The sequence below is a fragment of the Domibacillus robiginosus genome, from assembly GCF_000966195.1.
GTDB classification, from domain to species: domain Bacteria; phylum Bacillota; class Bacilli; order Bacillales; family Domibacillaceae; genus Domibacillus; species Domibacillus robiginosus.
This window is the reverse complement of the sequence record NZ_LAHL01000049.1, coordinates 1-18632: the sequence shown is the minus strand read 5'-3', so window position 1 is coordinate 18632 and position 18632 is coordinate 1. Positions and strand designations below refer to the sequence as shown.

Below are 18632 nucleotides of genomic sequence, written 5' to 3'. Positions count from 1 at the left end.
CCCGCACTGCCCGCGGAACGTGAAGTCCGGCCGGCTTCACCTATCGGCTCTTTTTTAAAAGAAAAAGACTTTGTCTACATATTGAAAACTCTTCTTGGAAGAGTTTTTTATGCAATAAGTGATTGGTTTCTATTACCTCCTTAAATAAATGAATGAATGAAGTTTCTTTAATATAAACAAAAACCCCTATGTCTCAGGGGTTTTTGTTTTTGTTTTTGTTTTTGTTTATATTCATGATTCCGGACTTTCATAAATCTCTTGAAGCTTTCTTTCCGCTTTTTCTGGATTCATTGATAAGCCGGTTAAAAAAGCCAGCAGCTCGTCACGCTCTGCAAGCTTTCTCATCGAGTAAAACACAGCTGGCTTTTGTTCTTTTAAAAGAGTCATGATTTCAATAGCAGGCAATATTTCCGGCTGAGAGCTACCTCTTAAAAAGGAACGTAAAAAACGGACAAAGACCAAAGTTGAATCTGTACTATCCGGATAGTTTTTCAATAAAACAAAAAATTTTTCTACATGAACTTTTACTGAATGCGATTTTTTCTGCATGTTTCCTCCTGTTTGGTATCATATTCAACCAAATACGGAGAAACTTCCCTATTTGGCAACCCGGCTGTCATAATTCATCCATCGAACAGTAGACCCGTGGCTTTGCGTCCTTTTCTTTCGAAGAAGTTTGCCTTTATCTTTAGTACTATTAAACCATGTCGAATTATGTCGAGTCAAGAGTAATCAAGTTTTGTTGGCTGTTTTCACCTACATAATTTACATATTTTCCTTAATACTTTTTAAAAGCTTTCTCCGTTCCTGTTTATTCATTGATCATATGGTTTTTGTATGGAGCAGAAATGGAGAAATCGCGTTGTCCCCGCCGCTTTTTGTTTACTTTTTCATTCGCTGGGCATGCTATCGGTAATCAAAATCTTATAAAAGGAGAATACGCATATGAAATCAATCGATACAAAGGGACTGCTTGTCAGCGGGATAGCGGCTTTACTGTTATTCGGACTCACTGCATGCGGCGGCGGACAACAAAATGATGAAACAAATAATGAACAGCAGCAAATGGAGGAAGAAAATACGAATGAGACACAAAACCAAACGGAAGGCGATCTAGATGATGAACTAAGAGATGAAAACGATAAAGGAAATGGCGTTAATGACGGTCCGGACCAGGAAAGTGGCGGCAACAATGAAGATGCCAATGGTATAAATGATGGAAAAGACCAGGATAATGGCATTGATGACGGCACAACTGACGATGAGCTTGATCCCGAAAACAATCCTGATGAAGAAAACCAATCATGACAAAAATCCCCGGCTATATAAGCCGGGGATTTTTCACTACAGTAGTGCGTTTAGTCTTTTGAAGTGAAAAAGTTCATGACCCGGAGGATATCAAGAAAAATATTAATAAAGTTTAAATACAGGTCAAACACTGCCGCCGGTACATCCGATTCACTAAAATCCGCTTGCTTCATTCGAGAAATATCATACAGCATATAGCCGGAGAAAACGAGTATTCCGACAAAAGAAAGCCCTAAATCGACCAGGTCAGAACCGATGAAAAGGTTGGCAATTCCGAGAAGAATGGAAGCAAGCAGTGTAAAAAACAGCAGGCCGCCTAAAAATGAGAAATCTTTTCTTGACATATACGTATAGATGAACAATCCACCAAACAGGGCAGATGTAATACCAAACGCCGCCACGACCAGCGCCATGCCCATTGTGTCGACGTAAAAATCTATAAGTGGATAAATGGAGATGCCGAACAGCAGCGTAAATACATACACAAGCCACATGGGAAGCCTTAACCCATACGTACTAAGTCCTTTTTTTCGCTTACTGCCTGCTGAAATCGATTTGATTAAAAGCAGAAGTAGGATCATCAGCGGCACCACCCCTAAAGCGAGAGCCGCCGTTTCAGGAATAAACATGCCGCCAAATAATGTCCCTAGAAATGAAAGCAAAAGCGCACTAAAAAATCTCGGCAGCACATGTGTTGTAACAAGTGATTTTCCTGATTGCATCCTAACTCTCCTTTTGTTTATTTCCTCTTCTTCTACGAACAGCCTATTCCTTTCGTTTCATAATATATTTCTTTTCTTCTATTAATTTATGTTTGAATTCCCTTTTTATTGACCGGGTCTTTGGACTCAAACAAAAAACTTATTTTCGAATAGGGCTTTAAGCTTCTGTTCTTCTATTTAAAAGATATAATAAATCTCATGTCTCCGCTAAAATATTAATTCCACTATTTCTGGAAAAAGTATGGAAACTCGATCAAATGGAGCTTTTCTAGATTTTTAGCTGATAAAAATGGCAAGTCGGTCAAACGATGCGAAGCTGCAACCGATCCACTTGATCTCAATAAGGATATTGGATCGCTTTCGAAAAATGAGGCTTCAGTGTAAAAACAAAAAAGACCTCTTTTAATGAAGAAGTCTTTTTTGTCTGCAACTATTCTTCTGTGTGCACTTCAAAATCTGATTACATACTGGTTTCCTTCTATTACCATAGTGGTGGAAGGCTTAATCCTGTTGAGCGCTATGACTGCTTTTGATGTATAAGCAGACTCCGCTCATCAAATTCATGAATTTCCTGGATAAGCTTTTTTTCAATCCATTGCTGTGTCCCGATCTCGAGATTGCTGAATGATGTATTTAAACTGTCCGCCACAACTTCCCGCTTGTTCTTATTAAACGTTACTGTCCCGTAAATTGGCACCGAGTCGATAAAAGGATGATCGCGATTTGTTTGCTCTGCTACAATCGCAAAACGATAAAACGGGCGATTTAAAACCTCAATCAATGCTATATGTCCAGACAGCACGTTACGACTGTTTTCTATCATCGTTTCACCACCTGTATCTAACAGTATGGGCCGTTTTTTACTTTTTATTCAAAAAATGCTTTTACGCTTTGAAAAAAGACATCTCCTTTTCGTCTCTGCATATAATACATTCATGCAAAGTGTACCTTCATTCAATGAAAGGCTTTGTGTTCGTTCCTAGATAAGTCACGGCAGAAATACATTTGCTTCTTGAAAAAGCACTTATCGTGATATGGAAACGGAGAGGATATTATGCACTGGCTTCGATTTATTCCTATTGTGTTTTTTTCTATTTCGAGCTTGTGTTTATTCGCCTTTCAATTGGAGGGAATTGTACATTCTATTGGAGAGATGATCGAGTTTTATAAAAAGAAATCCTCTTAATTGTTCGTCTCTGCGTTTATAAACGATAGGGTTTAAAGGACAGAATCCAAACAGTTCTGTCTCTTTTTTATCCATTTTGTTTTACGACGAATAATTGTTTGAATTTTTCCGAAATTGCTACATAAATTTAAAAATAGACGTTTTTTATTTCGAACCCTTCACGTCTCTACACAAGCATGTATCTGATTTTAAAATGGGGAGAAACTATTTAAAAAGGAGTGTTTACTCTGAAAGAAGTCGCCCTTATTTTATCTGTAGAGCTGGAACGGCTCATTGATGATTATTTAAAGTGTTCTGATTCCATCATAAAAGAGCAAATTCAAAGTGATATCCAGCTTTTAAGTGAAGCGCTGGTGCAATGTGAACAGCCCATATAGAAATATATTGGTTTTTTCATTTGATTTTATCCCAAAAAGCTGCTGAATGTGTACAAAAAGCGAAAGATGCCATCGTTCTGATGATGAGCCAGCGTGCGCCTGCAGCTGTTCAGGTGGCCGTCATGTAAAAAGGAAATGAAGCCGGCGAGTCTGTTTCAAGCATTTTTAGAAGTTTAACAATATGGCGCAAAAAGTTTTCCAAATGACTCACGATCAAGCAGACAGTAAGTAATTCGGTCAATAAGCCGCATTGTTTACTGTCTTATTCGTTTTTTTTTCGCTCCTGTAACCTGTTTTTTAACTTTTAACAAGGCCATTGAGATCGAATGAAAAAGGCGAACTTGCGTACCCATGAATTAAGGTTTATACATAGGTGATTTGATCTGAACATAAAAAAATAGCATCCTGTACAATGCTATATGACTTTTATCCTCTGTATTCGATTACCCTGCCTACTCCCGTCAGTATAATGTTAGATCCTCCGGAGCTCGGGTCAAAATCTGAAACGAAAGCAGTTCCTTCAATTTCTACGTTTTCATTGCTTCCAAATTTAAAGTTAATGTATCCTTTTTCTTCTAATATTGAGTCTTCAAATATCTTGTCATTCTTAACAGCTGATAATTTGGCTTCCCATCTTTGCCTCCCGCTGCCTTTATAAATGTGCAAAGTACCTCCATCAGCTTCCACAGCTTCCCCGGTATCTCTTATAACAATGTGTTTTAAATCATATCTTTTTTCGTAAAACCCCATTGTTTATCCAGCTCCTTTTAGTTTTAATTCAATAAAAAATTTTGTTTTCCTGCACTTGACTCGTCATAAAATCTCTTATCCTCTCCAGGTGGCATTAAAGAAGAAAACAGCCTGGAAACAGAAAAATGTGAGGGACGCATCTTATAAAGTACTAACAAACATAAAGGTGTCCAAAGCGACTGGCCCACTTCGTTTATTCAGTCGGATTCAGAATGTGCAAACTAAAAACTATACCTTTATATTCCACTTATCATTTTAAAATAGCATTCCATGTTTATGAAAGAAGGTAATTAATTTTTCATAAAATTGATTCATTCACAAATCAAGTGGGTAATAAAAGGAAGGTAGTAAAAGAAAGGAAATAAACATACAACTAAAAGGAGGATTCATTATGTTTCGCCATCAAAAAGAACTTCAGTTTGAGGTAAAGGTTGAACGTCCAGATCCGATGCTCGCACGCCAGATTCAAGAGGTGCTCGGCGGTCAGTTTGGTGAAATGACTGTTATGATGCAGTATTTGTTCCAGGGCTTCAACTGCCGCGGAGAAGAAAAATATAAAGATATGCTGATGGATATCGGCACAGAAGAAATTGGCCACGTAGAAATGCTTTGTGCCCTGATCAGTCAGCTTTTAGACGGCGCATCACCAGAAGCACAGGCGGAAGCTGCTGAAGATCCTGCTATTGCAGCCATTATGGGCGGTATTAACCCGCAGCACCTGCTTGTAAGCGGACTTGGCGGAATGCCAACCAATTCAAACGGTGTCCCCTGGAATGGTGCTTATATTGTAGCAAGCGGCAACTTACTTGCTGATATGCGCTCTAACCTGCATGCTGAATCTCAGGGGCGCCTTCAGGTCGCACGTCTTTACCATATGACAAAGGATGAGGGCGTTCGTACCGTATTCCGTAAAATGCTCGCTCGTGACCGCTATCACCAATATCAATGGATGGCTGCTATCCAGGAACTTGAAGAGAAAAATGGCGTAGTGGTACCTGCCTCTTTCCCTGCTGAAGCAGAGCAGGAAGCACAGCCTCATGCCTATGAATTCTGGGATCTCTCAGAAGGAACAGCTTCTTCTACAGGCCTCTGGGCTACAGGAAGTGCACCGGATGGAACAGGAGATTATGTTTATCTGGCAAATCCATCTCCAAAAGGACAAGCTCCTGATCCTGTAATCCCTTCCGCCGCCCTGCATCACGACCTCGATGCAAAAAAAGTCTCTACCAAATAACAAAATAAAACTTCAATCATTGATAAAAAACAAGATATACGGACTTAAAGTATATCTTGTTTTTTATCCATAAAATTCTTAAAGGATTAGATTTCCTGCGGCGCACACACACCGCTATGCTGCTTGAAAAGGACACCTCGATAAAGTTTGTATTAGTGCTTAGAACATACACCCTGGATTTAAAAATATTTACTTTCTGATCGGTTCAAGTCCAAAAAAAGGACCATATTTCTTACTCCCCTCGACAAACCCCTGTATATCAATGTTTCCCCTCTATCTACTAGGATTGAGATCATGTTATGATAAAAAAGACTACCTAATGAATTTACATACAAAACAACAGTTTTATTTTTTAAAAGACTGGAGCTGTGTAATTGGATATTCTCCTTACTAATCTTCAAAGCTTTCTGCTAAATATTCTTTTGATTTATTTTTGCTTTACTCTTTATTTTAAGTTTCTTGAAAAAAAGGTAAATCGTTTTACACATACCGTGATTGTCATCTCTATTTGTGGGATTTCTATCATCTTTTCAATGAGCTTTCCTGTTATTCTTTTAAAAGACATTCCGATTGATTTTCGCCAGCTTCCTTTAATCATTGGAACATTATATGGGGGACGCCTAGCTGGTGCTATACTAACAGCTATTTTACTCAGCTATCGCTTTTATCTCAATGTTCCAGATTTTCAAACTGCTTTTGTTGTTTACGCGCTTATGCTGCTTTTGTTGTTTTTTGTGCTTTCTTTTTTCAAAAGAGCTTTAACAGTAAAAAAGAAACTTTGGATTGCTTTTTGTTCATCCGTAGCTGCAGCGTTATCCACAACTGCTCTTAATCTAGTTTTGCTGCCTTTAACTGCTACGGTTTCGTTTCTCATCTTTACTTTAATTGTGATAGCGGTCCAAACGAGTGGTGTATTGTTAAGTGTATGGGTCATTGAAAGAGCGAAAAAAGCGATTCTTCTTTCCGAAGAAATTGCAAAACTTGAAAAGCTCAAAACAGTCAGCACCATTGCCGCCAGCATTTCCCATGAAGTAAGAAATCCTTTAACCGTTACAAAAGGTTTTCTTCAGCTGCTGCGTGATCCGGAGCTTTCTGAGCAGGATAAACACTACTATATCGACACCGCTTTAGAGGCGTTAAATCGGGCAGAATCGATTATCACAGACTATCTTACCTTTGCAAAGCCTTCTTTGGTAAACGTCGAAATTTTGGACCTTCAAAAAGAATTAACCATGATGAAAAACTTTGTAGAGCCTTATGCCGCGCTAAACAACGTCGAAATCAAAATGACTGTAAAAGACAACAGCTATGTGGCTGGTGAAAAAGAAAAGCTTCATCAATCAATCATTAATATTTCAAAAAATGGGGTCGAGGCGATGCCTCGCGGTGGTATTTTAACGATCGAACTGAAACGCATCGGAAACGAAGCAATCATTACGATAGCGGATACCGGAGTCGGAATGGATGAAGAACAGCTAGAGCGCTTAGGAAATCCCTTTTTTACAACAAAAGATCTTGGTACCGGTCTTGGGACAATGGTTGTTTACAGTACCATCAAAGCAATGCGTGGCAGCATTCAGGTAAAAAGTAAACCGTTGCAAGGAACACAGTTTATTCTTTCTCTTCCTGTAGTGGAACGGGAAATCTCCACTGATTAATTTTTTGGCGGCGGCCTAAAAAGCTGCCTGGTCAGTAATAAAAGCCTGTTTCTGACTTTCATGTATACATTTTTATATAATGGTTCATAATAGAACTGTTAGTTCCCAACCCCAACTCCTACACGTTCACACTATTTTTCAGCCAGGCTCTGCCTGGCTGTTTTTTTTTTGCGTGCCCGTCCATGTTACATTACCTTATTGCTGCTTTTTTTCCTTTTCTGCCTGATATTCCTCTGCAGAAACTCTTTTTATGCCATAGCCAGACATCATGAAGGCGTGAGCCGCCATGTCAAAGTTTTTCCCCTCGCCTCGAAATGACGCGACAATCCTGTTCTCCTTTACAACAAACCCATACTTCACACCATCTGCTCCTTTCCTGGTTTCTTTTCCTGACATTTTTTCTGTTACTATGACCATTCGCACAAGAGTCGTCTGCACTTTTTCATATTATATGGAAAAGGAGGTGATCGTAATGGGCTACCAAAACGGCGGTGGATACGGATCTGGCTTCGCGCTGATTGTTGTTCTGTTTATTCTTCTTATTATCATTGGTGCATCTTACGTAGGCGGAGGATATTAATAGGTACTAAGAGCGTATGCATGTGATTTTTTAACATGACTTCTGCTTTTACTTTCTGACCCGATTTATCTGCCAACCACCATTCGCAGCTGTATGATTTATCATACGGCTGTTTTTTTGTAGACAGAAAAAAACTGTTTTTGCACTTTCAGATAAGTTTTGCATACAATGTGAACGGAGATACGCTTATTGTATTCGAGAAGGGGGAATACAGTGAATCAACGCCATGGTAAAGCTGTTCATGTTCAAAAAGAAAATTCCTCGGTGCCGCTTGAAGTCAATGCAGCAAAGCTCACTGTGCTAGCAACAGCCCTTACTACTCTCGCTGATGCTGTTGCTACCTTTGCGGCACTGCTTGCGTTGGAGGATGTAGCAAAGGCTGCTTCTGAGGAACAGTCACAGTCAGACGCCATCCAAAAACAATTAATCGCGATGCAAAAACAACTTGATTTTTTAACAAGTGAAGCAGCAAAAAGGCTATAACTATTTTTATCTGCACCATATAAAAAACAGCTCTCGTCTTCGAGTGCTGTTTTTCGGTTTAATCAAATTCTTTTTTGTTAAACCTGCTTGTTATGTATGCAAGAAGCTCCCTTCTGCATTCTGACGACAGCGAGGATTTTTCCGGATGAATCCCATCTCCAAACGGTTTCCCCCTTAAAAACTTTATGATCTCCTCGAACTCCTGTCCCTTTTCCCCGTCAAAGCCTGCTGCTTTTACAAACAGCACATTCGGCCCTGTCCATTCGTAATCAATAATGTAAAATGTATTTGGTTGCTTATCATTCATTTCAAATTCCTCCTCTGTGAAGCATATTTTTTCCGAAAAACAACAACCTTTCCAACGAGTTTTTATTGCAGTGTGCTATTAAAAAACGGGCTTTGCTCGTGCTCTTAAATAGAATGAATGCCCTGGTTATGCTTTGGCCGCTTGCTGTATAACAAAGGATCTGTTTATATTCAGCACGGAAAAATATGTAAATGGTTGTCTCCTCACCTCTTTGTCCTCTAGAACTTGCGCGCATAAAAATAACAGCGTTGGGAGAGTCAATGAGGAACGAGAAAAACACAGCGTTGTTCTTATAAATAATTTGGTTTCATCTGGACACGATAAAACTCGGGAGGTGACAAAGATGACAAATCAAAATCAAAATCAGAATCAAAGCAACCGTCAACAGGATGATGGTATTCTCGAAACGATCGGTAAAGGCCTGGAGAATGTTATGGATACATTAACAGGCAACAATCAAAGCAATAATCAGCAGGGTCAAAACCAACACAAAGATCAAAACAGCAATCAGGGCGCCCATTATCAAAGCAGCGGTCAAAATGTCAGCAATGATGCCCAGCTTCAACGCAACGGCCAAAAAAACAAACAAAATGCCCAAAATCAACATAACGGCAACAGTTCTCAAAGCCAAAACGATAAGCAGCAATTTGGCGATGCCAATACAATACGAGTACAGTAACCTAAAAAGTGGTGATAAAATGCTTCATTCTCGCACCAAAAATGTATTGCTGGGCGGTATGATCTTGTCCAATGGGTTGAGTATAGTCATTTTACTTTTAACCATTGTTCATCATGCGACCATTCAGGAAAAGCTGGAGGATCTCCCCCGGAAAATGGTTGAATAAATTTCTTTTTCATTCCGATTTTAACATGGCAGCTGCTTTTAAATAAGGCAGCTGCCATTAGGGTGTAGACAAAATCTTTCTCTTTCAAACAAAGAGCCGATAAGTGAAGACTGCCGGACTTCGCGCACCTTAGGGCAGTGCGGGGGCTTCCTCGGCTTGCGCCTGCGGAATCTCCCGACTCACTGTACTTCCCGCAGGAGTCTTCGTCCGGCAGTCTTCACTAAGTAGTGTTAAAGATCAATCAGCCAGGGACTGGATAGACATTTTTCTCTTTTTAAGAAGAAAAAATACGACCTTTTTAGCTCTATACACTTTTGGTGCAAGACATTTGGCGGCGTCCGGGTCAGCGCAGACTCCTATGGGACGAGCGGGCAGCTAAGACCGGTAGAGCTGCCAGGCGAAGTCGGGCTCAGCGTCTGCCCCATGGAAAGCAGAGCTGCCCGGACGCCGCCGACCTATCTCATTCATGTGACGGTTATCATTCATTCGTCCACATTCAAATGGCAGCTGCCATTTGAATGTAAATCCTGTTTTCTTTTTTAGTTCATCTGGCAGACATACATTCCGATGAAAAGGGTAAATACTTTTTATATTTACTCGTTTGATCCTTTACACAAATTTTTCTCCCTCTTTCTATAGTAAGAGAAATTTTTGTGGGAGGTGATGAAATGAGAAAAATTCAAGGAATACAGCACTTAGTCTTTTATCTGCATTCGATAAACTATCCACTGGCTAAAAAAGAAATTGATAATTTGATCACAACTAAGAAGCTTCCTCATAAAAAAATTGGTTCAAACATCATTATTTTTGATTTAGATCAAATCGACTGGTGGATTAAGCAGGATCAAATAAAGAGCTAGTGAGAAAATTTCTTTTTAAAGCGAAAGTTTTTTTCAATAACCAAACAAAATTGGTTTTGCCGCCTTCCTCTTTAATCAGCTTTCATAAAGAAAAGCATCCGGCTGGATGCTTTTCTTTTATTTATTTAGTTCCTTGTAAGCAAGCACCTTTAAAGCCTGTATCTCTTCTTCCGTCAGCTTGCTTTCAAGTGTTTGAATCAGTTCCTGTTTCTTTTCTTCTGTCAAGCCGCCTTGCACGGTTGATTGAATGTTTTTCAGCTCACCCGGACTAAACTTTTTCACCAGTTCTCTTGTAGCTTCTTCTTTTGTCGTAAATGGCAGTGAAGATGTATCAGCGTTTGCCCCTTCTTCTACCAGCTGCTTTAACTCTGGATTGCGATTGATTTGCTGTTTAATCTGCTCTGCCTCTCCGCTGTTTTCAATCTGCTCTGCTATTTCGTCCATTATTCTATCAGATGCGATTTTCGTACCGAAATAATAAAGTCCGGCCCCTAGAAGAACAGCAATCAGTACAAACCCAACGACAAGCTTCCATAATATTTTCACTTTCATTGCCCCCTAAATGTCCAGCCTGCTTTTATTAAGATACCAGAGCCTGAAACTTTTTCCCAGTGCTTTAAGGATTCTTTTAATAATTGGTTCTCCTCTCTCGTCATCAGGCACTTGTTATCTTTTTTTGCCGCTTACTTCTTTAAACAAGCCATCTTCATGGTTCCTTCGGTCACAGAGACAGTTTATTTTTCTTTGTACTGGGTAAGCTAACATGTAGAAAAGTCACACTATTTTTTGCCTGGAGGCTTTTGTGTCATGTCTTCAAATGAATTTTTTCTATGGATAATTCTTACGATTTCAGAAACTCTCCTTATCTTACCATTCGTTTTAAAGCTGATAAAAAGAAAAGTAATGTCGGAATCCGACTATTATTCAGCTCAAGCATTCATTCAACACCGAAAGAAAAAAGGATAACTGTTTTATAAAAGCGCTTTTGGCGCTTTTATTTTTTTCTATCCATAAACAAGCGATCCGGTGAAGAACCCGATAAATAGAAGCGTTACTTATGCAAGAGTCAGCCACTATCCTGTTTAATGAAATAGGAAAAGTAATACACGGCTACTATCGATAGGATGACTTTAAAATTAAAGAATAAATCCAAAGCGATATTCAATTATTCAATGAAGCCATTATGCTCTGCGGACAATCATTGTAAAGCGGCTGCTTTGTTATAACTATTTTTTGAATTTTGCACATTGTTAATTATAATAAATATGGTCGTTCATATCGATTCCTCCATCTTAAAGCATCTCTTCTCTTTCTTAGCCCTTTGTTTCTTTACTTTTTTGTTATACAATCTTTGTATCTTTAAAATAAACACATATTATTGGAGATGTATCTATATTCAAAAGATAAACAAATCAATTATATCCCTTTCTGTGCTGCTTCTTACAGCCGTGGCCTGCTTTTTATTGCTTTTGCATTCATTTTTAACTGATACTTCATTCCAGAACACTCAATCGAAGACAAGAGAGCAAACCGAAACAGCTGTTTCGGAAAAAAAACCGTCTGATACGTCTAACGAAGAGAATACGAAAAGCGTCCAGCTCGAACAAAGCAAAGAAAATACTCAATTGAAAGAAAATAATCAAACGGTGGAAAAGGAAAACACCCATGTATCCGACTGGTTTAAACAAACTGACACATGGAAAAAAGAGGAAGGCGATTTTGCCTCCGAAAACAAAACAACGGCTCCAGAAAATTCAGTCCATGAAGAAGCTGCTGAACAGGAAACACGTGAATCAACTCAAGTTGCGCCTAAAAGCGAGTCAGATAAGGATCTTCAGCCTGTACGAGAGCCTGTTTCCCCCTTACATCCTGAGCCGCCTTCCTTTTAACACTTCTTTTTTACCATTACAGCAAACAAAAAACCACTCACGCTGCATGTGAGTGGTTTTTTTATGTGTATACTTTACTTTAAACAGGTACTTTATTCTTTTACACGGCTTACCAAACCATATAATACTGTACCCATTTTTTCTTTCCTTTAAACTGTACGGAAGGTTATATAGGAAGCTCCTGCTTTTATGTATCGTATATAGAGGTTTTGAAATATGCTTTCAGGTAATTAATAATGTAATAGGTTTTTACAGCAAAGCCTGTTTCGTTTCTTTTGATTAAGCAACAATGAATATAAGTGGGGAGAAGGTGTTTCTATGGGATTTTGGAAAGGTGCAGCTTATGTAACGGGCGGGGTTGCTGCTGTAGCTGCAGCACCTGTGGCTGCCGGGGCGATCGCCGCTACAGCTACAGGTGCTGCGATTGCTGGAACGGCAGCAGCTGTGACGGGAACGGCTGCTGTTGCCGGGTCAATTGCAGCGACGGCCCTTACAGCTGCAAGTACAGCAGCAGCTGGAACCGCTACAGCGGCGGGAACCGCTGCGGCTGGAGCTGCCACAGCAGCCGGGGCCTCCGGGTTAGCCAGTGCTGTCACTACTGCTGCAGCAGCTGTGGCTGGAGCTGCTTTGACCACAGGAACAACTGCGGCCGGAGCGGCTGGTATTCTCAGTACTATAGCCGGGGCGGCTGGAGCAGATATGATTATGGATCCTATCTCGTCTAAGGGAATTCGAAAAAAAGGATGGAAAGCAGTCATAAATGGGGTGCAAGAAATACACAGGTCTCGCCAGAAACAAAAAACAAGGGACAATATCCCTGTATAAAGTAAAAAGTCGTATCCTTTTTTCGCAAGGGATACGGCTTTTTACTTTATACGAGCTCTTTTAAAAAAGGATTATGCTCCTTTTCGTGACCAATCGTTGTAATTTCGTCATGTCCTGGCAGTACGTATGTATCTTCTGGAAGGCTCAAAAGCTTTTGGCTAATGCTTTTGAGCAGTTGGGCTTCCTGACCTCCTTTTAAATCCGTACGACCCATACTTCCTTTGAAAAGGGTATCTCCTACAAGGATAAAACCTTCTTCTTTAAAATAAAAGCTTACACTGCCGGGAGAATGTCCCGGCGTTTGGAGCAGACAAAAGCGAAAGCCGCCAATGTGCTGCTCTCCTTCTTTTGTAAACAGCTCATCAGCCGGGTTGACTATTACAGAAGCAACTCCGTCAAACGAAGAAGAACCATTCAAGTCCGGATTCAACAGCCACTTTTTTTCAAGTTGATGAATGTAAACAGGGATACTGTATTTTTTCCGAAGCGTTTCCACTCCGCCGATATGATCGAAGTGTGCATGAGTTAAAAGAATCGCTTTTGGCTGCAACTTTTTCCGCTGGATAAACTGCTGAAGCCTGCCAGCCTCTTCTCCTGGATCAATCAGTAAGCATGACCTTTCTTTATTGTAAATAACATATGCATTTGTTTGAAGCGGCCCTACAGGCAGCTGAATCCATTCCATTTCGTCACCTCTCATCGCCATTTTATCATGAAAGGACTAATGTTGTTTTGGTTTCTTCCACTTGTTTTAAATAGAAACCTTTTTCCGGTACAAGTCATTTAAAACTGCCCAAAAAGAAAGGTAAGCACCCATAGGGTGCTTACCTTTCTTTCGCTTGTTCTCTGTGAAAATCAGCTACCTTTGATTCAACTTCCATGTAAATCGTTCGCGCCTCTTCTGCAGAAATATTAAATTCGCGGCTAACCAGCGCGGTAAGCTGGGGATCCTGCACTTTTGCGTCATAAGCATCACCGTAATTCATGGTTCTTTCGTATTCGTTTCTCATAAAGCGATAAACATCTTTTTCATGCTGACTGAGTTCATCTATAAACTGTTCTGCTTGAAGATCTCTTTCTGCTTCCATTGCGCTTTTCTCCTTCCGGCTTTATTCATTATATTTTCCCAAAAACGAAATAGTTAGCCTCAAATAATCAAGGCCTTTCTTTTAACATATAGCCATGCCCGTAAAAGGTAAAAAGTAATAAAGCGTTCAAGTTTTCCAGTAAAGCAGCTTGTCTTCGTGTGAAATGATACATTTTAAACTGAAGCACATTTACCATGTAACGGAGATATTAAAAGATAACAGGGACAGCTTTTCTTTTGACCCTTACCATAGGCTTCATTAAAATATTAGCGACCTGCCTGCCAACCGATGTATTTGAATCTGTTTTTTTAAGAAATGATTTTTTGTTCCTGAAGCTGGTGAAGAAATTCATTGTATTGACGTTGATAAGCTTCCGGAAATTCGTTCGTAACCCGAACAGCTATTTGCTTTATGGCTGGGACCTTACTCTGTTCGACTTCGTAAAAAATTTCGTTATCTGTTTCTTCTGTACTTAAAATGTTTGTTAAGCCTGTTTTTTTCTCCTCTTCAGAGAGCAGCTTTTCGTAATGCTCGATGTACCGGTGATAACACATACCTCCGCCGATATCAATCGGTGGTTCTAACACCTCTGCCACTGTAAAGGCGATATGATCTCCCATCTTGCGCGCTTGTTTATTAATTTGTAAAATGCATGTTGTCACATGCATCAACCTCCGTTCTTATTCATGATCTTCTTCATTCAACGTGATAGATGTATTTTTTACTGTTGTCGAGAAAATAAAACAGAAAATCTTCCTTGTTCATAAAAATGGATCGTTTTTAAGGAAATGGTGTTACATGTTCTTCCAGTTCAATAAACCAGGATGATCAATACCTTCCTAGATTTTTCAGTATTTATGCATACTTTTTGTTTATTCAGGGTATAAACATATGAGTTTGGCTTTTTGCTAGATTAAAAGAAAACCCTTAATCTTTCATCTACATGATTGTCTTAGCCACAAGACTATTACTCAAAAAGGAGTGCTCATCCTGGAAGATACAACGATTCTTCTTTCTGCTGAATTGGGTCGTTTAATAGATGATTATGATCGGTGCCAAAATGTGCATCTTAAGAAACTTATACGAGAGGATATCCAGCTTTTAAAAGAAGCATTGCTGGAATGTGGACAGCCAGTGTAAAGGTGTATTGGTTGTTCTTTTTTATTTTATTATTGAATTTTTCACAATGTTAACTATGATTTATTTATTTTTTACATACATAAGGATCTTGTTGAAAGCAAATCTAGATATAATAAAAAAGAGCAAAATGGTCAAAGACAACAAAGTGACTGCTTTCTAACTTTGTCTACACTCTCAGAGACTGCCGAATGAACGGCAGTCTCTTTCACATTGTTGAAAAATAGAGCCCTCAAGAAGATATTCCTTTTTCGGTTAAGATTTCCTTTTTTTGCGAAACAAACGAGTACGCTGTTTTTTTGAGAAGCAGTGTCAGGAGCTGCGGTCTGCCCGCGGTTTTTCTAAAAAAGCAAGCATGAAAAAGCAGGGTGTTTTTTCCTTTCTTCTCCGCAAAACAAAATCAACCGGGTTTTACCGGCTGATTTTCCCTCCCCATCAGAGCGGCAGGAGCGGGGCGCAGAATTCTGCGGTCTCACCGACTGCCCCGCGAAAAGCGGAGCCTTGCGGATGCCGCCTCTTCTTCGCCTGGGCCAAGCACAGTGACTCATACTACTAGAGACCTAACGTTCACCAATATATTGCACTTAAACTAGAAAGGCAGTCTTCTTTAAACTCTTTATTTGATGCGTACCTATCTCCAATATTGTTTTTAAGCAGAAAAAAAGCCACTCAATGAGTGACTATTGTAAAATGGTAAGCCAGTAAAAGCCGAACCCTAACCCGACAGCGGTGATGACGAAATTGATGATTTTTCCTGGTACCTTGAGGATTTTCAAGATAAACCCTACTATGATCATAGAAAAAATAATCATAACAAATAATATAACTATTTTTAGTGCCATTCCATTGGCACTATCGTTTAATATTGAGAAACCAAGCTCCATTTCTTCACTCCTTTTCTTTCATCATACACTGATTAAAGAAAAGAAAAAAGCACCTTGCAGGATGCTTACATTTCGTTTGTCTCTATCACTTTAAATTTGTCTTCAGTTATATATGTTTGCTCACTCAGCGCTTTATGAATCAACGTCTCTTTATCATCGCTTGGACCTGGATGAACCTCGACTACCTCATGCTGCTCCGGGCTGGTCGGCATTCCGTTAGGACCTAATCGATAGTAGGTTACTTTCACTTTCATCGTGTTGCACCCTTCCTTGTCTTATGTTAAACCATTTATACTATTTTTTTATTCCATTTCCTGCCCTGATCTTACTTTTCCAAGTGAATTCAACAAAGTGCGATCACCGTAATATGAAGAACACATTACACCTTTTCATGCGGCAGGGCTTTCATGTTACACAAAAAGCATTCTGTAAGACGCTTAACCAATCACTGTTTTGCATTTTGGGCAGTACGGCTCCCAATAGAACTGAATACCATCTTCTGCTACTCTTTCATCCAATTCCGCTTCTTCAAACTGTCCTTCCCACTTGCAGCTTGGGCATTTAAAAATTTCAATTTCATTCATCACGTTCACCTCTATACTAGTATGTGAAATCGGATAAATTTCATTCCAGCTTCTCGTTTATCTTCCCGCTGAATGAATCAATTTACTTTTTTCCTGTTGTACCTCGCTTACGCTTCCTTTTTGTTTCACTGGGCCTTACAAGTGTTTGCAATCAAACGATGTGCAGTCAGCGGCGAACAACTATGTTCTTTGTCAGTTTTTCTTTTTCTTCAATGACTTCTTCCGCTATTTCAATTTAAAAATTCTTACGCCTCCGCTATTTTTATTTCAAAATAGTGAATATCTTCTAAAGCCTTACCAACAAGGTGAAGAATACTTCTTTTATGCTCCGCATTGTTCACAAAATCCAAATGATTGACACTGAGCAGGATCTTCGGAGAATGCCGGTACTCTTCATACCAGTCATCGTATTTTTCATTTAACCTCTCCCAATAACTTATATCGACTTCACTTTCTATTCCTCGTCCGCGGCGATCGATCCGCTCCTTGGCTACCTCTGTATGACATTGAAGATAAATCAGCAAATCTGGTGCTGTTGTGGTTTTCACAATAGCCGTAAGAAGTTTTTCGTATGTCCGGTACTCTTCAGGCGTCATACTTCCATCTTCACTTAAAAGCTCTGCAAAAATTTTATCCCCGAAAATAGAGCGGTCCAATATACCGTGCTTTTGCTCGGACACTTGTTTAATCATGTTCCAGCGTTCTGTTGCAAAATGAATCTGCGTTGTAAAAGACCATCTTGAGCGATCCCTGTAAAAACGATTGAGCAGCTTTTCTGTGTCTGGATTTCCCATCTCTTCGAAAACAGGTATCCGAAAATGATCACTTATTAAATCAGACAGGGTTGACTTGCCTGCTCCAACTGTCCCCTCTACTACTATCATGAAGGTTTTCTTCTCCTTTATAGTCATTCACATGTAATGAATGCCGTGATCTGAGTCATACGTTCTTAGATTACCCTTTCTGCAGCCTTTGGACTCATTTGTATAAAAATTTATAAACTTGTCTATAATGGTACTGTGAGAAATCCCCCATTTCTCATTCAATACCCCTTAACACCGAGCAGTCAGGGCCCCCTCTGGCTGTTTTTATGTACCCCCTGCTGTTTCTTCGATTGCTGCAGCTAACCAGACATTTTTTCTCCTCTTTATCGGTGTATTTTACGATGAAATAAAAAAAAGAATAGTCAGCTTCGATAAATGATCGATTTTCTCTAGCATAAGCATTTTATTTCGTCAATTGCTCAAATCATCTTTTAACTGAGTGAAGATCATCTACTTGCGTTTATACATGAATCCTTGAATGGTATTGCTGCTTGTTTTTATTTTCCTTTCATTTCTGTACAATAGAAATATATGTACACAGCCGCGTAACCGATGAAGCAACGAACCTTTTTCCGGCTACCCATTGGAGGGATGATTGATGAATAAGCCTGCTTTTATATCCGCTTTTTTACATTTTCTTTTAAATGGCCTGCTCATATTTGCCGGCCTGCTGCTTTTACTTCCTTTTCTTGCCCCGTCTGTACACCATGTTCACCCGGTGCTCTACAGTCATTTTTATTTTTATCATTATGAGCTATATACCATTGTGATTAGTGTTTTACTTGCTGCTTTGCTGTCTTATCGATTGTACAAGCGAACATTCACCCCAAAAGCGCAAATCGCTTTTGTTGGTTTTCAGCTTATTGCTTTGATTTTTTTAGCAACAATTGTTTCTTTCAATATCGATTATCTCAACACCATGCTTTCCCGTCCTACTTATGAGTAATGAGTAAAGAAATTCGGCTGAAAAGTGCATCAAACCTTTATCACTGTATGACCTTATCTTCTTAAAAGTGTTCTGCATCTGAAAAGACAGCCATATGCATTCAGCTTTTTCAATAAGACGTTTTTATAAACTAAAAAGCCGCATC

25 protein-coding genes and 1 riboswitch are annotated in these 18632 nt (G+C 39.5%); of the genes, 11 read left to right on the top strand and 14 right to left on the bottom strand.

The features are described from left to right. Nucleotides 1-231: 231 nt before the first annotated feature. Nucleotides 232-549: a hypothetical protein gene (locus VP97_RS19295; RefSeq protein WP_050183789.1), complete on the bottom strand. Its 318-nt coding sequence runs from the start codon at nucleotides 547-549 to the stop codon at nucleotides 232-234. Between the two features lie 51 nt (nucleotides 550-600). Further along, nucleotides 601-691, bottom strand: a riboswitch (cyclic di-GMP riboswitch). A gap of 254 nt (nucleotides 692-945) precedes the next feature. On the opposite strand from VP97_RS19295, the gene VP97_RS19290 reads away from it, so the two are divergent. Next, entirely contained in the window at nucleotides 946-1308 is a 363-nt protein-coding gene (locus VP97_RS19290; RefSeq protein ID WP_050183788.1) for a hypothetical protein, read from the top strand. Between the two features lie 50 nt (nucleotides 1309-1358). On the opposite strand, the gene VP97_RS19285 is transcribed toward VP97_RS19290, so the two are convergent. The 3 genes from VP97_RS19285 to VP97_RS19275 all read right to left on the bottom strand — a co-directional run bounded on the left by VP97_RS19285 (nucleotide 1359) and on the right by VP97_RS19275 (nucleotide 4343). Then, nucleotides 1359-2030: a Bax inhibitor-1/YccA family protein gene (locus VP97_RS19285; RefSeq protein WP_050183787.1), complete on the bottom strand. Its 672-nt coding sequence runs from the start codon at nucleotides 2028-2030 to the stop codon at nucleotides 1359-1361. Nucleotides 2031-2547: 517 nt separating this feature from the next. Continuing rightward, nucleotides 2548-2853: a hypothetical protein gene (locus VP97_RS19280; RefSeq protein ID WP_050183786.1), complete on the bottom strand. Its 306-nt coding sequence runs from the start codon at nucleotides 2851-2853 to the stop codon at nucleotides 2548-2550. A gap of 1166 nt (nucleotides 2854-4019) precedes the next feature. Continuing rightward, entirely contained in the window at nucleotides 4020-4343 is a 324-nt protein-coding gene (locus tag VP97_RS19275) for a hypothetical protein (RefSeq protein WP_050183785.1), read from the bottom strand. Nucleotides 4344-4734: 391 nt separating this feature from the next. Between VP97_RS19275 and VP97_RS19270 the strand changes: the two genes are divergently transcribed. Together VP97_RS19270 and VP97_RS19265 are read left to right on the top strand one after the other, a co-directional pair. Next, entirely contained in the window at nucleotides 4735-5577 is an 843-nt protein-coding gene (locus VP97_RS19270) for a manganese catalase (RefSeq protein ID WP_050183784.1), read from the top strand. A 374-nt stretch (nucleotides 5578-5951) separates the two neighbouring features. Further along, nucleotides 5952-7235: an ATP-binding protein gene (locus tag VP97_RS19265; protein ID WP_050183783.1), complete on the top strand. Its 1284-nt coding sequence runs from the start codon at nucleotides 5952-5954 to the stop codon at nucleotides 7233-7235. Between the two features lie 195 nt (nucleotides 7236-7430). On the opposite strand, the gene VP97_RS19260 is transcribed toward VP97_RS19265, so the two are convergent. Continuing rightward, nucleotides 7431-7595 carry a hypothetical protein gene (locus tag VP97_RS19260; RefSeq protein ID WP_156153563.1) on the bottom strand — a complete coding sequence of 55 codons (165 nt, stop codon included), beginning with the start codon at nucleotides 7593-7595 and terminating at the stop codon, nucleotides 7431-7433. Nucleotides 7596-7707: 112 nt separating this feature from the next. Here VP97_RS19260 and VP97_RS23480 point away from each other — a divergent pair, with 112 nt between their 5' ends. Both VP97_RS23480 and VP97_RS19255 read left to right on the top strand, forming a co-directional pair. Beyond that, nucleotides 7708-7815, top strand: coding sequence for a YjcZ family sporulation protein (locus tag VP97_RS23480; RefSeq protein ID WP_082220457.1), 108 nt, complete (start codon nucleotides 7708-7710; stop codon nucleotides 7813-7815). Nucleotides 7816-8028: 213 nt separating this feature from the next. Continuing rightward, nucleotides 8029-8298: a hypothetical protein gene (locus VP97_RS19255; protein WP_050183781.1), complete on the top strand. Its 270-nt coding sequence runs from the start codon at nucleotides 8029-8031 to the stop codon at nucleotides 8296-8298. A 58-nt stretch (nucleotides 8299-8356) separates the two neighbouring features. On the opposite strand, the gene VP97_RS19250 is transcribed toward VP97_RS19255, so the two are convergent. After that, on the bottom strand, nucleotides 8357-8605 hold the full coding sequence (locus VP97_RS19250; RefSeq protein ID WP_050183780.1) for a hypothetical protein: 249 nt from the start codon (nucleotides 8603-8605) through the stop codon (nucleotides 8357-8359). A 343-nt stretch (nucleotides 8606-8948) separates the two neighbouring features. Between VP97_RS19250 and VP97_RS19245 the strand changes: the two genes are divergently transcribed. The 3 genes from VP97_RS19245 to VP97_RS19240 all read left to right on the top strand — a co-directional run bounded on the left by VP97_RS19245 (nucleotide 8949) and on the right by VP97_RS19240 (nucleotide 10310). Next, nucleotides 8949-9284, top strand: a complete 336-nt coding sequence (locus VP97_RS19245) for a hypothetical protein (protein ID WP_050183779.1) — start codon at nucleotides 8949-8951, stop codon at nucleotides 9282-9284. A gap of 19 nt (nucleotides 9285-9303) precedes the next feature. Next, on the top strand, nucleotides 9304-9450 hold the full coding sequence (locus tag VP97_RS24040) for a hypothetical protein (protein ID WP_156153562.1): 147 nt from the start codon (nucleotides 9304-9306) through the stop codon (nucleotides 9448-9450). Nucleotides 9451-10118: 668 nt separating this feature from the next. Next, the gene (locus VP97_RS19240; RefSeq protein WP_050183778.1) at nucleotides 10119-10310 is read left to right on the top strand and encodes a hypothetical protein; all 192 of its coding nucleotides are present in this window, start codon (nucleotides 10119-10121) and stop codon (nucleotides 10308-10310) included. A gap of 117 nt (nucleotides 10311-10427) precedes the next feature. On the opposite strand, the gene VP97_RS19235 is transcribed toward VP97_RS19240, so the two are convergent. Further along, nucleotides 10428-10862 carry a hypothetical protein gene (locus tag VP97_RS19235; RefSeq protein ID WP_050183777.1) on the bottom strand — a complete coding sequence of 145 codons (435 nt, stop codon included), beginning with the start codon at nucleotides 10860-10862 and terminating at the stop codon, nucleotides 10428-10430. Nucleotides 10863-11935: 1073 nt separating this feature from the next. Between VP97_RS19235 and VP97_RS24280 the strand changes: the two genes are divergently transcribed. Both VP97_RS24280 and VP97_RS19225 read left to right on the top strand, forming a co-directional pair. After that, nucleotides 11936-12199 carry a hypothetical protein gene (locus VP97_RS24280; protein ID WP_172656815.1) on the top strand — a complete coding sequence of 88 codons (264 nt, stop codon included), beginning with the start codon at nucleotides 11936-11938 and terminating at the stop codon, nucleotides 12197-12199. A gap of 318 nt (nucleotides 12200-12517) precedes the next feature. After that, complete coding sequence (locus VP97_RS19225) at nucleotides 12518-13024, top strand: hypothetical protein (protein ID WP_050183775.1); 507 nt, start codon at nucleotides 12518-12520, stop codon at nucleotides 13022-13024. 46 nt (nucleotides 13025-13070) lie between these two features. On the opposite strand, the gene VP97_RS19220 is transcribed toward VP97_RS19225, so the two are convergent. From VP97_RS19220 to VP97_RS19195, 7 genes are all read right to left on the bottom strand, one after another. Then, a complete protein-coding gene (locus tag VP97_RS19220; protein ID WP_050183774.1) occupies nucleotides 13071-13709 on the bottom strand; it encodes an MBL fold metallo-hydrolase in 639 nt (212 codons plus the stop codon). A 139-nt stretch (nucleotides 13710-13848) separates the two neighbouring features. Continuing rightward, nucleotides 13849-14112 (bottom strand): hypothetical protein, encoded by a 264-nt coding sequence (locus VP97_RS19215; RefSeq protein ID WP_050183773.1) that lies wholly within the window; start codon nucleotides 14110-14112, stop codon nucleotides 13849-13851. Nucleotides 14113-14420: 308 nt separating this feature from the next. Continuing rightward, nucleotides 14421-14774, bottom strand: a complete 354-nt coding sequence (locus tag VP97_RS19210; RefSeq protein ID WP_050183772.1) for a hypothetical protein — start codon at nucleotides 14772-14774, stop codon at nucleotides 14421-14423. Nucleotides 14775-15929: 1155 nt separating this feature from the next. Next, entirely contained in the window at nucleotides 15930-16133 is a 204-nt protein-coding gene (locus VP97_RS19205) for a hypothetical protein (protein ID WP_050183771.1), read from the bottom strand. Between the two features lie 65 nt (nucleotides 16134-16198). Continuing rightward, a complete protein-coding gene (locus VP97_RS19200; protein ID WP_050183770.1) occupies nucleotides 16199-16387 on the bottom strand; it encodes a hypothetical protein in 189 nt (62 codons plus the stop codon). Between the two features lie 183 nt (nucleotides 16388-16570). Then, complete coding sequence (locus VP97_RS24035; RefSeq protein WP_156153560.1) at nucleotides 16571-16717, bottom strand: hypothetical protein; 147 nt, start codon at nucleotides 16715-16717, stop codon at nucleotides 16571-16573. A gap of 245 nt (nucleotides 16718-16962) precedes the next feature. Further along, the gene (locus VP97_RS19195) at nucleotides 16963-17601 is read right to left on the bottom strand and encodes a deoxynucleoside kinase (protein WP_050183769.1); all 639 of its coding nucleotides are present in this window, start codon (nucleotides 17599-17601) and stop codon (nucleotides 16963-16965) included. Between the two features lie 538 nt (nucleotides 17602-18139). Here VP97_RS19195 and VP97_RS19190 point away from each other — a divergent pair. Next, the gene (locus VP97_RS19190; RefSeq protein WP_050183768.1) at nucleotides 18140-18487 is read left to right on the top strand and encodes a hypothetical protein; all 348 of its coding nucleotides are present in this window, start codon (nucleotides 18140-18142) and stop codon (nucleotides 18485-18487) included. Nucleotides 18488-18632: the final 145 nt, after the last annotated feature.